Here is a 15,282-nt window from a genome sequence, read left to right as displayed (position 1 = left end):
GACAGGCGCGCGGCGGGGCGGGGTGTCGTATTCATAGAACCTGCCGACATGTGAGGAGTCGCCGTGCACGACCGAGATGTGCTCTACATCGGTGGAGAGTGGACGAGCCCGAGCGGCGGCGGGGTCATCGCCGTCGAGAACCCCGCGACCGAGGAGACGTTCGGGACCGTGCCGGAGGGGACGGCGGAGGACGTCGACCGCGCCGTCAGGGCCGCGCGGGACGCGTTGCCGGCCTGGTCGGCGACGTCCTACAAGGAGCGTTCGGAGTATCTCGGGCGGCTGCACGACGCCCTCGCGAGCCGCGAGGACGAGATCGCGCGGACGATCGCGAGCGAGGTCGGCACGCCGATGCGGATCGCGTCCCGCATCCAGGCGAAGCTGCCGCAGACGGTCGTCGCCGGATACGCCGAGCTGATCGCCGGGGGCGTGCCGGACGAGCGCGTCGGGAACTCGCTGGTGGTGCGGGAGCCCGCGGGCGTCGTCGGCGCGATCACGCCGTGGAACTACCCGCTCCACCAGATCACCTGCAAGCTCGCGCCCGCGCTCGCCGCCGGCTGCACGATCGTGATCAAGCCGAGCGAGGTCGCGCCGCTGGTCGCCTACCTGCTGCTGGACGCCGTCCACGAGGCCGGGCTGCCCGCCGGGGTCGTCAACCTCGTGCCCGGATACGGGCCGGTCGTCGGGGAGGCGCTGGCCGTGCATCCCGAGGTCGACATGGTGTCGTTCACGGGGTCGGTGCGGGCCGGGTCGCGGGTCGCCGAGCTCGCCGCCGGGACGATCAAGAAGGTCGCGCTGGAGCTGGGCGGCAAGTCCGCCAACGTCATCCTGGACGACGCCGACGTGAAGACCGCCGTGAAGGTCGGCGTCTCCAACGCGTTCCTCAACGGTGGCCAGACGTGCACGGCCTGGACGCGCATGCTCGTCCACCAGGATCTGTACGAGCAGGCCCTGGAGCTGGCCAAGGGGTTCGCGGAGGGGTTCGCGCCTGGGGATCCCCTTGAGCCGTCCACGAAGCTGGGGCCGATGGTGTCCCGCGCGCAGCTGGAGCGGGTGCGGGGCTTCATCGACACCGGCGTTTCGGAAGGCGCGCGCGTGGTCACCGGTGGGAGCGGCACACCGGACGGGTTCGACCGCGGGCACTACGTCGCGGCGACCGTCCTGGCCGATGTCGACCAGGACGCGACCGTCGCGCAGGAGGAGATCTTCGGGCCGGTGCTGTCGGTCATCCCGTTCCGGGACGAGGACGAGGCGCTCCAGATCGCGAACAACTCCCGCTACGGCCTCGCGGGGGGTGTGTGGGCGGCGGAGAAGGACCGGGCGCTGGCGTTCGCCCGCCGGGTCAGGACGGGGTCCATCGACGTCAACGGCGGCGCGTACAACCCGATGGCGCCGTTCGGCGGGTACAAGCAGTCCGGGCTCGGCCGCGAGATGGGGCGGTTCGGCCTCGACGAGTTCCTCGAGACCAAGTCCATCCAGCTCTGAACCCGGGAGAACAGCCACATGGTCAAGGCCGTCGTCGCCACTGAGCCGGACGCCCCGCTGCAGATCCGCGATATCGAACTGCCGCCGGTCGGCCCGGGGGACGTGCGGGTCCGGGTGGCCGCGGCCGGGGTGTGCCACTCCGACCTGTCGATGATCAACGGCACGCTCGCGCCGAAGTTCCCGCTCGTCCTCGGCCACGAGGCCGCGGGGACGGTCGCGGAGGCCGGCGCGGACGTGACGAAGGTGCGGCCCGGCGACCGGGTCGTCCTGAACTGGGCCGCGGCGTGCGGCGAGTGCTGGTTCTGCGGCCAGGACGAGCCGTGGCTGTGCAGCGCCGTGGAAGGAGCCGTGAGCCCTCCGTCCGGCGCGACGCTGGACGGCGAGGACGTGTACGCCTGTATGGGCGTCGGTGGTTTCGCCGAAGCGCTGGTAGTGCCCGAGCGCTCCGTGGTGCCGTTGCCCGCGTCCGCTCCGCTCGACCTGGGGGCGCTGCTGGGTTGCGCCGTGCTGACGGGTATCGGCGCCGTCCGCAACACCGCGCGGGTCCGTGAAGGGCAATCGGTGCTCGTCATCGGTCTCGGCGGTATCGGGCTGTCGGCCGTCATGGGCGCGCGCCTGGCCGGAGCCGGGACCGTCATCGCCGTCGACCGCGGCACGGAGAAGGAGGTGCTCGCCAGGGCGGCGGGCGCGACGCACTACCTGGAAGGCGATCCCAAGCTGGCCAAGCAGGTCCGCGCCCTGACGGACGGGCGCGGCGCCGACCACGCCTTCGAGTGCGTCGGTAAGGCGGACCTGATCCGGACGGCCTGGCAGTCGGTGCGCCGCGGCGGGCAGTGCACCGTCGTCGGCGTGGGGGCGCGCGACGACGCCGTCACGTTCAACGCGCTGGAGCTGTTCCACTTCAACCGGCGGCTGACCAGCTCGGTGTACGGGTCGTCCGACCCCGACCGGGACGTCCCGCCGCTCGCCGCGGAGATCGAGGCCGGACGGCTCGACCTGGCGACGCTGGTCACGCACCGCATCGGGCTGGACGGCGTCGCCGCCGCGTTCGACCGGATGCGGGCCGGGCAGGGCGCGCGCTCCCTCATCGAGATCACGCCGTGACAGAAGGGCCGCTCGCCGGGCTGCGCGTGATCGAGCTGTCCAGCTTCGTCGCCGCGCCGCTGGGCGGGATGACGCTCGCCCAGCTCGGCGCGGACGTGATCCGCGTCGACCCGGTGGGCGGCGGCCCCGACATCGACCGCTGGCCGCTCGCGCCCTCCGGCCGCAGCCTGTATTGGGCGGGGCTGAACAAGGGCAAGCGGTCGGTCACGGTCGATCTCCGCTCGCCGGAGGGACGGGAACTGGTCGCCGGTCTCGTCGCAGAGGCCGGTGCGGTCCTGACCAACGCGCCGCCACGAGAAGGACTCACCTACGAAGCCCTGCGGCAGGCGCGTCCAGACCTGATCCACGTCCAGCTACAGGGCCGCCGGGACGGAGGCAACGCGGTCGACTACACGGTGAACGCCGCCTTGGGGTTTCCGTCCATCACGGGCCCGTCCGACCAGGCGACCCCGGTGAACCATGTGCTTCCCGCCTGGGACATCGCCTGCGGTCTCTACCTGGCCATCGGCCTGCTGGCCGCCGAACGGCACCGAATGCGCACGGGCGAAGGCCAGAGGATTCGTGTCGCGCTGCAGGACGTCGCCTTGGCCACGGCCGGGAACCTGGGCCTTCTGGCTGAGGCGCAGCTAGGCGAGGCGCGTCCACGCATCGGCAACAGCGTCTTGGGGGACTTCGGACGCGACTTCGCCACGGCCGACGGCCGCGTCATGGTCGTCACCCTCACGGCCCGCCATTGGCGCGACCTGGTGGACGCGACCGACCTAGGCGAGGTGACCGCCGCACTGGAGCGCGCCCTGGACGCCGACTTCAGCCGTGCCGGCGACCGCTACACCTATCGGGAAGCGCTCGGCGGCGTGCTCGCGCCCTGGTTCGCGTCCCGCACGTGCGAGCAGGTCGAGGACGGGTTGACGGGCACGTCCGTCCTGTGGTCCCGCTACCGCGGCCTAGCGGAAGTCACCCGAGAGCTGCCCACAGAACCCCTCATGGCCCTCCTGGACCAACCGGGCATAGGGCCTCACCTGGCCCCGGGCTCCCCGCTACGGCTCGGTGAGGCGTCCCTGCCACCCAGCCCCGCCCCGACCCTGGGCGGGCACACTGACGAGGTTCTCCGGGACGTCCTGTCCCTGCCGCCGGAACGGATCGAGGAATTGCGCGCCCGAAAGCTGATCGGGGACCCGTGACGACGGACGCCCGGAACGGGCCCGGAACGGCCCGGAACGGGGCCCGGTGCGGTGCCGGGCCCCATCGCGGTGGTGCTGATCTGTCAGAACTGTCAGAACGACTCGACGGCGCGGCGCGCCTCCGGGTCGAGCACGCCCCAGCCGATGAGCTCTTCGGTCAGCTCGGTCGGGGACTTGTCATAGATGACCGCGAGTGAACGCAGGTCTTCTTGGCGGATGGACAGGACCTTTCCGTTGTAGTCGCCACGCTGGCTTTGAATCGTCGCGGCGTAGCGGGCGAGAGGACCGGCCTTGTCTTTCGGAAGCTGCTGCAACCGCTCTAGATCGATCACGAGCTTTGGTGTAGGCCCGAGCGGGCTCGGCGCGGCTCCGCCGGGCAGCAACTCGGATACCGGCACGCCATAGAAATCGGCGAGCTCGGCCAGCTTCTGAACGGTGACGGCGCGGTCGCCCCGCTCGTACGAACCCACGACGACGGCCTTCCAGCGGCCACGTGACTTCTCTTCCACGCCGTGCAGGGACAGGCCCTGCTGGGTGCGGATGGCGCGCAGGCGCGCGCCGAGAGCCTTTGCGTATTCAGACGGCATTCTGGCCCCCCAGGCTCACTTTCATCGTCGTCGGACTCCGGCTCTCGCCGGAGGGGGACCGATTCGCGAGGCCATTGGGCCTCAGGAGTCCGCCCCCGGGGATGGTTACGGACAGTGACGGTAAAACGGGGAGGGCCCTAGGTCAAGCTGATTGGAAAAAAGCGGTCGAATCCGCAGGACTCCATCCGGGCGGCCCGGATCGTCCGAAGGCCCCTCGGGCATGGCGTGCGGGCCCTGGAACGCGGGCGCCGGCGGGCTCGCCGCGGCTCCGAGTGTGACGCCTCTCACCTGCGAAGACGCGGACCGGCCCGGGCGCGGCGCGGTGCGGCGCGGCTGCTACCGTGGGGGACGCAAGACGTCCTTTAAGGCCCGTCCCGTGAGGCGGGAAAGGAGTTTCCGTGGTGAATGCTGCCTCCAGGCCGGAACGGCCCGCGGCGGCGCGTGTGGCGGACGGTGACCCCCGGCCCAAGGCCGTTCTGGAGGGTCCCGACATCAGGCGCGCGCTGACCCGTATCGCACACGAGATCCTCGAGCGGACCAAGGGCGGCCACGACGTCCTCCTGCTCGGCATCCAGACCCGCGGCGTCACACTGGCCGAGCGGCTGGCCGCTGGGCTGCGCGAGGTCGAGGGCCGCCCGGTGCCCTGGGGCTCGCTCGACGTGACCATGTACCGGGACGACCTGCGGATGCGTCCCGCCCGCGCCCTCGGGCGCACCGAGCTGCCCCCCGAGGGCGTCGACGACCGGGTCGTCGTCCTGGTCGACGACGTGCTGTTCTCCGGCCGGACGGTCCGCGCCGCCCTCGACGCGCTCAACGACCTCGGGCGGCCGCGCGCCGTCCAGCTCGCCGTGCTCGTCGACCGCGGGCACCGGCAGCTGCCGATCCGCGCCGACTACGTCGGCAAGAACCTGCCGACCTCCATGCGGGAGACCGTGAAGGTCCTGCTGGACGAGAACGACGGGCGCGACGCCGTCCTGCTAGGCCCGACCCTGCCGACCCCGACGGGGGGTGCCGAATGAACCGCCATCTGATCTCGGCCGCCGATCTGAGCAGGGACGACGCCCTGCTCGTCCTCGACACGGCCGAGGAGCTCGCGCAGATCGCGGGCCGGTCCATCAAGAAGCTGCCGACGCTGCGCGGCCGGACGGTCGTCAACCTCTTCTTCGAGGACTCCACCCGCACCCGCATCTCGTTCGAGGCCGCGGCCAAGCGGCTGTCCGCCGACGTCATCAACTTCTCCGCCAAGGGGTCGAGCGTGTCGAAGGGCGAGAGCCTGAAGGACACCGCCCTCACGCTGGAGGCGATGGGCGCGGACGGCGTCGTCATTCGGCACGGCGCGTCCGGCGCGCCGCACCGGCTGGCGGGCTGGGTGCAGGGCAGCGTCGTCAACGCCGGCGACGGCACGCACGAGCACCCGACCCAGGCCCTCCTGGACGCGTTCACCATGCGTAAGCGGCTCGGTGACCTGGACGGCCGCAAGGTGACGATCGTCGGCGACGTCCTGCACAGCCGCGTGGCACGATCCAACGTGCTGCTGCTCCACACGCTCGGCGCCGACGTGACCGTGGTCGCGCCGCCGACGCTGCTGCCGGTCGCCATCGGCACGTGGCCGTGCTCGGTGTCCTACGACCTGGACGGCGTGCTGCCGAAGAGCGACGTCATCATGATGCTGCGCGTCCAGCAGGAGCGGATGAACGCCGCCTACTTCCCGACCGTCCGCGAGTACAGCCGCCGCTACGGGCTGGACGCCGAGCGCATGGCGGCGCTGCCCGACCACGCCATCGTGATGCATCCCGGCCCGATGAACCGCGGCGTCGAGATCGCCGCGGAGGTGGCCGACTCGGTCCGCTCCACCATCGTCGAGCAGGTCGCCAACGGCGTCAGCGCCCGCATGGCCGTCCTGTACCTGCTGCTCGGAGGCTCCGAGTCCGCCATCGGCCAGGAGGTGTCCAAGTGAGTTTCCTTATCAAGGGCGTGCGGATTCTCGGTGGGGAGGCCGCCGACATCCTGATCCGGGACGGCGCCATCGCCGAGGTGGGCTCCCGCCTCGACGCCGCTGACGCGCAAACCGTCGACGCCGACGGCCTCATAGCGCTGCCGGGGCTCGTCGACCTGCACACCCACCTGCGCGAGCCGGGCCGCGAGGACGCCGAGACCGTCGAGTCCGGGACGAAGGCCGCCGCGATGGGCGGATACACCGCCGTCCACGCGATGGCCAACACCGACCCGGTAGCGGACACGGCCGGCGTGGTCGAACAGGTATGGCGCCTTGGACGCGAGGCCGGATACTGCGACGTCCAGCCAGTCGGGGCGGTCACGCGCAGTATCGCCGGCGAACAGCTCGCGGAACTGGGCGCGATGGCCGATTCCGCCGCGCGGGTACGGGTCTTCTCAGACGACGGGCACTGCGTCTCGGACGCGGTCATCATGCGCAGGGCGCTGGAGTACGTGAAGGCGTTCGACGGCGTCGTCGCCCAGCACGCGCAGGAGCCGCGGCTCACCGAGGGCGCGCAGATGAACGAGGGCGAGATGTCGGCCGCGCTCGGCCTGCGCGGCTGGCCCGCCGTCGCCGAGGAGGCGATCATCGCGCGGGACGTGCTGCTCGCCCAGCACGTCGGGTCGCGGCTGCACGTCTGCCACGTGTCCACGGCCGGGTCCGTGGAGATCATCCGGTGGGCGAAGAGCAAGGGCTGCCCGGTGACCGCCGAGGTCACCCCGCACCACCTGCTGCTGAACGACGCCAAGGCCGAGAGCTACGACCCGATCTTCAAGGTCAACCCGCCGCTGCGCACCGCCGACGACGTCGCCGCGCTGCGGCACGCCCTCGCGGACGGGACGATCGACTGCGTCGCCACCGACCACGCCCCCCATCCGGTCGAGGCCAAGGAGACCGAGTGGGCCGTCGCCGCGATGGGGATGATCGGCCTGGAGACGGCGCTGCCCGTCGTGCAGGAGGCGATGGTCGAGACCGGGCTGCTCGACTGGGCCGGGGTCGCCGACCGCATGGCCGTCCGTCCCGCGCGCATCGGCCGATTGAGCGGACAGGGTCGTCCGCTGGAGGCGGGCTCGCCCGCCAACATCACGCTGTACGACCCGTCGCCGCGCCGCGCCGTGGACCCGTCGGCCATGACGTCCAAGAGCCGCAACAGCCCGTTCGCGGGGCTGGAGCTGCCCGGACAGGTCGTCGCCACGTTCCTGCGCGGCGCGCCGACCGTTCTGGAAGGGAAGCTCCAGTGAACCCTGCTCTGCTCGTTCTGGAAGACGGCAGGGTCTTCCACGGGGTCGCGTACGGGGCCGAGGGGGAGACGTTCGGCGAGATGGTCTTCAACACTGGGATGACCGGCTACCAGGAGACCCTCACCGACCCGTCCTACGCGCGCCAGATCGTGGCGATGACGTCCCCTCACATTGGCAACACCGGCGTGAACGGCGAAGACCCGGAATCGCAACGCATCCAGGTGGCCGGATACGTGGTGCGTGAGCCCGCGCGTGTGGCGTCCAACTGGCGGGCCACCGGTTCGCTGGGTTCGGCGCTGCGTGACCAGGGTGTGGTGGGAATCGCCATTACCGGCACGCGCGCGCTGACGCGGCACCTGCGCGACAGGGGCGCGATGCGCGCCGGCATCTTCAGCGGACCGGCCGCCGTCGCCCCCGGCGAGAACTCACTGCTGGAACGGGTACTGCAGAGCCCTTCGATGGAGGGCGCCGACCTCGCACGCGACGTTTCCACCAAGGAGCCGTACGTCGTCCAGGCGAAGGGCGAAAAGCGCTTCACCGTCGCCGCCGTCGACCTGGGTATCAAGTCGATGACGCCTTACCGGATGTCCGAGCGGGGCTGCGAGGTGCACGTCCTGCCCGCGACCAGCACGACTGACGACATCCTCGCCCTCAACCCGGACGGCGTTTTCTTCTCCAACGGCCCCGGCGACCCCGCCGCGGCCGGCTACGCCGTGGACGCGTTGAAAGGCGTCCTAGACACAGGCACGCCGTTCTTCGGGATCTGCTTCGGCAACCAGATATTCGGCCGTGCGCTCGGGCTCGGGACCTACAAGCTGAGGTTCGGCCACCGGGGCATCAACCAGCCCGTCCAGGACCGGACGACGGGCAAGGTCGACGTGTCGGCCCACAACCACGGCTTCGCCGTGGACGCCCCCACGGACGGCCCGTTCGACACGCCCTACGGCCCAGGCGAGGTCAGCCACGTCAACCTGAACGACGGGTGCGTGGAAGGGCTGAGGCTGCTGGAGCGTCCCGCGTTCAGCGTCCAGTACCACCCGGAGGCGGCGGCGGGCCCGCACGACGCGTCCGGCCTGTTCGACCGCTTCTGCGACCTGATGGACGGGTCGAAGAAGGAGGGGGTGCGCTGATGCCGCGCCGTGAAGACCTGAAATCCGTCCTGGTCATCGGCTCTGGGCCGATCGTCATCGGACAGGCCTGCGAGTTCGACTACTCCGGCACGCAGGCGTGCCGCGTCCTCAAGGCAGAGGGGCTGCGGGTGACGCTCGTCAACAGCAACCCCGCCACGATCATGACCGACCCCGAGTTCGCCGACGCCACCTACGTCGAGCCGATCACCCCCGAGGTCGTCGAGAAGATCATCGCGAAGGAGCGGCCGGACGCGCTGCTGCCCACCCTCGGAGGCCAGACGGCCCTGAACACGTCCATAGCGCTCTACGAGGCCGGGGTCCTGGCCGAGTACGGGGTCGAGCTGATCGGCGCCGACGTGGACGCGATCCAGGCCGGGGAGAACCGGGAGAAGTTCAAGGACGTCGTCGCGAAGGTCGCACGCGAGCGGGGCCTGAACGCCGAGTCCGCCCGGTCGGTCATCTGCCACTCGATGGACGACTGCCTCGCCGCCGCCGGAACCCTCGGCTACCCGGTCGTCGTGCGGCCGTCGTTCACCATGGGCGGCGCCGGCTCCGGGTTCGCGCACGACGAGGACGACCTGCGCCGCATCGCCGGGGCCGGGCTCGACGCGTCCCCGACCACCGAGGTGCTCCTTGAGGAGTCGATCCTCGGCTGGAAGGAGTACGAGCTGGAGGTCATGCGCGACCGCCACGACAACGTGGTGATCGTGTGCTCGATCGAGAACCTCGACCCGATGGGCGTGCACACCGGCGACTCGATCACCGTCGCGCCCGCGCTGACGCTGACCGACCGCGAGTACCAGAACATGCGGGACGTCGCGATCGCCGTGATCCGCGAGGTCGGCGTCGACACCGGCGGCTGCAACATCCAGTTCGCCGTGCACCCCGGCACCGGCCGGATGATCGTCATCGAGATGAACCCGCGGGTGTCGCGGTCGTCGGCGCTGGCGTCCAAGGCCACCGGCTTCCCGATCGCGAAGATCGCGGCGAAGCTGGCGATCGGCTACACGCTGGACGAGATCCCGAACGACATCACCCGCGAGACGCCCGCGTCGTTCGAGCCCACGCTCGACTACGTCGTGGTGAAGGTGCCGCGGTTCGCGTTCGAGAAGTTCCCCGGCGCGGACGGCACGCTCACCACGCACATGAAGTCGGTGGGCGAGGCGATGGCCATCGGACGCTGCTTCACCGAGGCTCTGCAGAAGGCCCTCCGGTCGCTGGAGCAGAAGGGCTCGTCGTTCAGCTGGACGGGCGAGGCCGACGCCGCCGAACTGGTCGAGGCGGCAAAGCGCCCGCACGACGGACGGCTCAAGGCCGTCCAGCGCGCGCTCTGGGCCGGGGCCGGCATCGAGGAGGTGTACAAGGCGACCGGCATCGATCCCTGGTTCCTGGACCAGATCGCCGCCATCAACGAGGTCGCCGAGGAGATCCGCACCGCCGACGACGCGCTCACCAAGGAGAAGCTGCTGCGCGCCAAGCGCCACGGGTTCTCGGACGCGCAGATCGGCGAACTGCGCGGCCTGTCGGAGGAGGTCGTCAGGGAACTGCGGCGCGCGCTCGGCGTCCGTCCCGTCTACCTGACCGTCGACACCTGCGCCGCCGAATTCGAGGCGCAGACCCCGTACCTGTACTCGGCCTACGACGAGGAGACCGAAGTACCGCCCGGCGCCAAGCCCAAGGTGCTCATCCTCGGCAGCGGACCCAACCGCATCGGCCAGGGCGTCGAGTTCGACTACTCGTGCGTCCACGCGTCGTTCACGCTGGCCGAGGCGGGCTACGAGACCGTGATGGTCAACTGCAACCCCGAAACGGTCTCCACCGACTACGACACCTCCGACCGGCTCTACTTCGAGCCGCTCACGCTGGAGGACGTCCTAGAGGTCGTCTACGCGGAACAGCAGTCCGGTGAGGTCGCGGGCGTCATCGTTCAGCTCGGCGGCCAGACGCCCCTGGGCCTCGCGCAGAAACTCAAGGACGCCGGTGTCCCGATCGTGGGCACGTCGCCGGAGAGCATCCATCTCGCAGAGGAGCGGGGCGCGTTCGGACGCGTCCTGCACCGGGCCGGGCTGCTCGCGCCCAAGCACGGGACGGCCACGTCCTACGAGGACGCCCTCGAGATAGCCGCCGAGATCGGATACCCGGTTCTCGTGCGCCCCTCGTACGTCCTCGGCGGACGCGGCATGGAGATCGTGTACGACGACGTCACGTTGGAGTCGTACATGGCCCGCGCCACGGAGGCCAGCCCAGAACACCCCGTCTTGGTCGACCGCTTCCTGGACGAGGCCATCGAAATCGACGTCGACGCCCTGTTCGACGGTGAAGAGCTGTACCTCGGCGGGGTCATGGAGCACATCGAGGAGGCCGGCATCCACTCCGGCGACTCGGCGTGCGCCCTGCCGCCCATCACGCTGGGGCACGACGACATCCGCCGCATCCGGGAGGCGACGGAGGCGCTCGCACGCGGCGTCGGAGTGCGCGGGCTGATGAACGTCCAGTACGCGCTGTCCGCGGGCGTCCTGTACGTCCTGGAGGCCAACCCGCGTGCGTCCCGCACCGTCCCGTTCGTGTCCAAGGCGACGGCGGTGCCGCTCGCCAAGGCCGCCGCACGCGTCATGATGGGCGCCACGATCGCGCAACTGCGCGCCGAGGGGATGCTGCCCGAGGCGGGCGACGGCGGCAGCCTGCCCCTGGACGCGCCCATCGCGGTGAAGGAGGCCGTCCTGCCGTTCGACCGGTTCCGCAACGAGAGCGGCCAGGGAGTCGACATCGTCCTCGGCCCCGAGATGCGCTCCACCGGCGAGGTCATGGGCATCGACGAGGTGTTCGGCACCGCGTTCGCCAAGTCGCAGCAGGCCGCCTACGGCGGCTCGCTGCCGACCAAGGGGCGCGTGTTCGTGTCCGTGGCCAACCGCGACAAACGGCACATGGTGTTCCCCGTCAAGCGCCTCGCTGACCTGGGCTTTGAGATTCTTGCCACGGAAGGGACCGCGGAGATCCTGCGCCGCAACGGCGTGCGTGCCAAGATCGTGCGCAAGCACAGCGCGGGTCCGGGACCGTCCGGCGAGCCCACGATCGTGCGGCGCGTCCTGGACGGCGAGGTCGACCTCATCGTCAACACTCCCTTCGGCAGCCCCGGCCAGTCCGGGCCCCGGCTCGACGGCTACGAGATCCGTACCGCGGCCGTGCTGCGGGGCGTACCGTGCGTGACGACCGTCCAGGGGCTGGCCGCCGCCGTGCAGGGCATCGAGGCCGTCTCCGGGGGGCAGGTCGGCGTCCGCTCCCTGCAGGAGCACGCCGAGCGGCTCAGCGGCGCCCACGGGCGCACAGGCGCCGGTGACGGAGGCGGGGGCGAAGGCCCGGGAACGGGGGCGCGGGCTGTGGACGGAGACCGGGGAGCCGGGTGACAGAACCGGGCGGACCGGACGGCGGGCGCGCAGGAGCGCCCGCCGTCCGCCGCCCGCACGCGACGAGGAGAGGGAGACGGGTGTCCGACACGCCGGTGCAGACGTCGGCGACGGTCCTGACGGTCCGCCAGGTGCAGGACTACCACGCGATGACGCTGGTGGCCCCCGCCATCGCCGAGCGGTTCAGGCCCGGCCAGTTCGTGGCCCTAGCCGTCGGCGGCGAGCACACGTCCCGGCTGATCCGCCGCTGCTTCGGGGTGCACGAGGTCAAGTCCGACTACGGCGGCACTGTCGAGCTGGTCTTCGCCGACACCGAGCCCGGCACCGCCTGGCTCGCCGGACGCCGCTCCCGCGACCAGATCGACCTCGTCGGACCGCTCGGCCGCCCGTTCCGCCTGCCCCGCGACCCCGTCAGCTGCCTGCTCGTCGGCGGCGGACCCGGCGGCGCGGCCGTGTTCGCGCTCGCCGACACGCTGCTGCGGCGCGGCTGCCAGGTGCACTTCGTGCTGGGCGGGCCGTCCGCCAAGCAGGTGTTCGGCTCCCGCATGGCGCAGCGCATAGGCGACAGCGCGACCGTCGCCACCGACGACGGGTCGATGGGGGAGAAGGGCAGCGTCCGTGACGTCCTGCCCCGCGTGATCGAGGAGACGGGCTCGGACGTCGTCTACGGCTGCGGCCCCACCGCCCTGCTCCGTTCGGTAACACAGGTCGCCACCGACTTCGGCCTCCCGTCCCAGGTGTCCGTCGAAGAGTTCCTGCAGCGGACGGGCGCGTGCGGCATCGGCGTGTGCATGACGTGCATGCTCCCCGTCCACGGCGAGGACGGCGTGACCCGGATGATCCGCGCATGCGCGGACGGGCCCGTCCTGCGCGGCGACCTCGTCCGCTGGGGCGACCTCGGCACGATCCCGTTCGACGCGCTCGGCGCGCCGCGCGTCCTGAGCGTCTCCGAGGGGGGCTCCCAGTGAGCGACCGCGTCAGGACCACCCTCGGGCCCCTGGAACTGCCCAACCCCGTCATGACGGCTTCCGGGTGCGGCGGGACGGGACGCGAGCTCGCCCAGTTCTTCGACCTCTCCCGCCTTGGAGCGTTCGTCACGACCTCCGTGATGCCCCAAGCGCGCGCGGGACGGCCCACTCCTCGCGTGACCGAAACCCCCTCCGGTTTGTTGACCGCAATGGGCCTTCCGGGGCCCGGAGTGGAGACTTTCCTGGAAAACGAGCTTCCGTGGCTCATCGAGCAGGACGTCCGGACGATCGTGTCCGTCGCCGGCAACAGCGTCGACGAATACGGCGATCTGGCGCGCCGCCTCCGCGACGTCCCGGGCGTCGCCGCGATCGAGGTCAACATCGCCTGCCCGAACGTCGAGGACCGCGGCCGCATGTTCGCCTGGCACCCGTCCGCCGCGGCGTCCGTCGTCCGCGCCGTCCGCGGCCACTGCCGGCCCGGCACGCCCGTCTTCGCCAAGCTCGCCCCCGACGTGACCGACATCGTCGGCATAGCGCTGGCCTGCGTCGACGCGGGCGCCGACGGCCTCACCCTGATCAACACCATCGAGGCCATGGCGATCGACCCGCGCACGCTCCGGCCCGCCCTCACCGGCGTGTCGGGCGGCCTGTCCGGGCCCGCCGTCCGGCCCGTCGCGGTCCGCTGCGTCTACCAGGTGCACGCCGCGCTGCCCGGCACGCCGATCATCGGCGTCGGCGGCGTCGCCACCGGCCTGGACGCGCTGGAGTTCATCCTCGCCGGCGCCTCCGCCGTCGCCGTCGGCACCGCCGCCTTCCACGACCCCTCGGCCGCCCCGCGCGTCCTGCGCGAGCTGGAGGAGGCCCTGGCGGCCCGCCGCATCGGCCGCCTCGCCGACGCCGTCGGCCTCGCGCACAAGCCCGCCGGGTACGTCCCGCCGCAGGTGCGCCCGGAAGAGCCCGAGAAGGAGACGCTGTGACCGCCCCCATCGCCGTCGCGCTGGACGCGCCCGACCTGGAGACGGCCGCGCGCTGGGCCACGCTCGTGACCCCGCACGTCTCCACCGTCAAGGTTGGCCTGGAGCTCTACCTGCGGTACGGGCCGGACGTCGTCGCCAGCGTCCGGGGCGCCAGCCGCGTCCAAGTCTTCCTGGACCTCAAGCTGCACGACATCCCGGCCACCGTCCGCGGCGCCGCCCGCGCCGTCGCCCGCCTCAAGCCGTCCTACCTGACCGTGCACGCCGCCGGCGGCCCCGCCATGATCCGCGCCGCCGTCGAGGCCGCCCCCGCCGCCAAGATCGCCGCCGTGACGGTCCTGACGTCGCTCTCTGAGGCCGATCTCACCTCCCTCGGCCTCGCGGGACCCGCCCCGGACGCCGTGCGCCGCCTGGCCGTCCTGGCCGTCGAGGCGGGCGCCCAGGCCCTGGTCTGCTCGCCCCAGGAGGCGGCCGCCGTCCGCGCCGAGGTCGGCCCCGGCATCACGCTCATCACCCCCGGCGTCCGCCCCGCCGGCGCCGCCAACCAGGACCAGGCCCGCGTCGCCACCCCCGAGGACGCCCTGGCCGCCGGCGCCGACCTCCTGGTCATCGGCCGCCCCATCACCGGCGCCCCCGACCCCGGCGCCGCGGCCGCCGCCATAGCCGCCGCCCTAAGGCGCGTATGAGCCGGAAGCCGTCCAGGCGCGTATGACCACAATGACCACAAATGGCGTGAGCGCGGTTCGCGACAACATCAGCCACTGCCGCATCCCGCAACAACCAAAACCGTCGCGATCGCGTCCCGTCATGGCCGATGGAGGAGACCACTGCAATAAACAATGCAGAGCGGCCGACGATTCGGCATTGCCGAACGTACTGAACGATCGAACTCGTTCACGCGGAGCGACGATTCACGCCCGGGGACGCCTCCGGTGCCACCGGCGGTGGTTCCGCGTCCGTGTGGGTGCCCTGGCGGTGGGCGGGGGAGCTGCTGCGGGCGGTGTGCCTCCGGGAGAAGAGGACGATCTTGGCGGGTGGCGCGTTGTCGAGGATGGCAGTTGCGAGGCCGCCGCGACGTGCGGAACGGCACGGCGTGACGAGCGTCACTCGGTCGGGACGGTTTGTGGGGGACCTCACAGGAGCCGCCGGCGCCCCGCGCGGCCGGGCCGCTGGACGCCCGGCGGGGCGTCGCCGGGGGCACCCCGGCGGGCCTCG

Annotated in this window: 12 protein-coding genes; 11 read left to right on the top strand and 1 reads right to left on the bottom strand. The window is 71.6% G+C overall.

The features are described from left to right. Positions 1–78 precede the first annotated feature (78 nt). From E1287_RS28345 to E1287_RS28335, 3 genes are read left to right on the top strand one after another with little or no spacing between them, the layout of a single operon-like run. Entirely contained in the window at positions 79–1,482 is a 1,404-nt protein-coding gene (locus tag E1287_RS28345; protein ID WP_243719491.1) for an aldehyde dehydrogenase family protein, read from the top strand. A gap of 18 nt (positions 1,483–1,500) precedes the next feature. Next, the gene (locus E1287_RS28340; protein WP_131968134.1) at positions 1,501–2,586 is read left to right on the top strand and encodes a Zn-dependent alcohol dehydrogenase; all 1,086 of its coding nucleotides are present in this window, start codon (positions 1,501–1,503) and stop codon (positions 2,584–2,586) included. Next, positions 2,583–3,767 (top strand): CoA transferase, encoded by a 1,185-nt coding sequence (locus E1287_RS28335; RefSeq protein WP_243719490.1) that lies wholly within the window; start codon positions 2,583–2,585, stop codon positions 3,765–3,767. The genes E1287_RS28340 and E1287_RS28335 overlap by 4 nt, the downstream gene beginning before the upstream one ends. A gap of 92 nt (positions 3,768–3,859) precedes the next feature. On the opposite strand, the gene E1287_RS28330 is transcribed toward E1287_RS28335, so the two are convergent. Then, positions 3,860–4,354, bottom strand: a complete 495-nt coding sequence (locus tag E1287_RS28330) for a transcriptional regulator (protein WP_021597992.1) — start codon at positions 4,352–4,354, stop codon at positions 3,860–3,862. Between the two features lie 443 nt (positions 4,355–4,797). Here E1287_RS28330 and pyrR point away from each other — a divergent pair, with 443 nt between their 5' ends. The 8 genes from pyrR (at position 4,798) to pyrF (ending at position 14,753) form a co-directional block, all read left to right on the top strand. Then, positions 4,798–5,373, top strand: a complete 576-nt coding sequence (gene pyrR / locus E1287_RS28325) for a bifunctional pyr operon transcriptional regulator/uracil phosphoribosyltransferase PyrR (protein WP_131968137.1) — start codon at positions 4,798–4,800, stop codon at positions 5,371–5,373. Further along, complete coding sequence (locus E1287_RS28320) at positions 5,370–6,311, top strand: aspartate carbamoyltransferase catalytic subunit (RefSeq protein ID WP_131968133.1); 942 nt, start codon at positions 5,370–5,372, stop codon at positions 6,309–6,311. The genes pyrR and E1287_RS28320 overlap by 4 nt, the downstream gene beginning before the upstream one ends. Beyond that, positions 6,308–7,591 carry a dihydroorotase gene (locus E1287_RS28315; RefSeq protein WP_131968132.1) on the top strand — a complete coding sequence of 428 codons (1,284 nt, stop codon included), beginning with the start codon at positions 6,308–6,310 and terminating at the stop codon, positions 7,589–7,591. The genes E1287_RS28320 and E1287_RS28315 overlap by 4 nt, the downstream gene beginning before the upstream one ends. Beyond that, complete coding sequence (gene carA / locus E1287_RS28310) at positions 7,588–8,721, top strand: glutamine-hydrolyzing carbamoyl-phosphate synthase small subunit (protein ID WP_131968131.1); 1,134 nt, start codon at positions 7,588–7,590, stop codon at positions 8,719–8,721. Before E1287_RS28315 ends, carA begins: the two co-directional genes overlap by 4 nt. Beyond that, entirely contained in the window at positions 8,721–12,125 is a 3,405-nt protein-coding gene (gene carB, locus E1287_RS28305; protein WP_243719489.1) for a carbamoyl-phosphate synthase large subunit, read from the top strand. Before carA ends, carB begins: the two co-directional genes overlap by 1 nt. A gap of 80 nt (positions 12,126–12,205) precedes the next feature. Beyond that, positions 12,206–13,093, top strand: coding sequence for a dihydroorotate dehydrogenase electron transfer subunit (locus tag E1287_RS28300; RefSeq protein ID WP_131968130.1), 888 nt, complete (start codon positions 12,206–12,208; stop codon positions 13,091–13,093). Further along, entirely contained in the window at positions 13,090–14,070 is a 981-nt protein-coding gene (locus E1287_RS28295) for a dihydroorotate dehydrogenase (protein ID WP_131968129.1), read from the top strand. The genes E1287_RS28300 and E1287_RS28295 overlap by 4 nt, the downstream gene beginning before the upstream one ends. Beyond that, positions 14,067–14,753, top strand: coding sequence for an orotidine-5'-phosphate decarboxylase (pyrF, locus tag E1287_RS28290; protein WP_131968128.1), 687 nt, complete (start codon positions 14,067–14,069; stop codon positions 14,751–14,753). Before E1287_RS28295 ends, pyrF begins: the two co-directional genes overlap by 4 nt. Positions 14,754–15,282: the final 529 nt, after the last annotated feature.

This window comes from Actinomadura sp. KC06 (assembly GCF_004348735.1).
GTDB lineage: Bacteria > Actinomycetota > Actinomycetes > Streptosporangiales > Streptosporangiaceae > Spirillospora.
The sequence above is the reverse complement of the archived record's forward strand: the minus strand, read 5'-3'. Positions and strand labels throughout refer to the sequence as shown.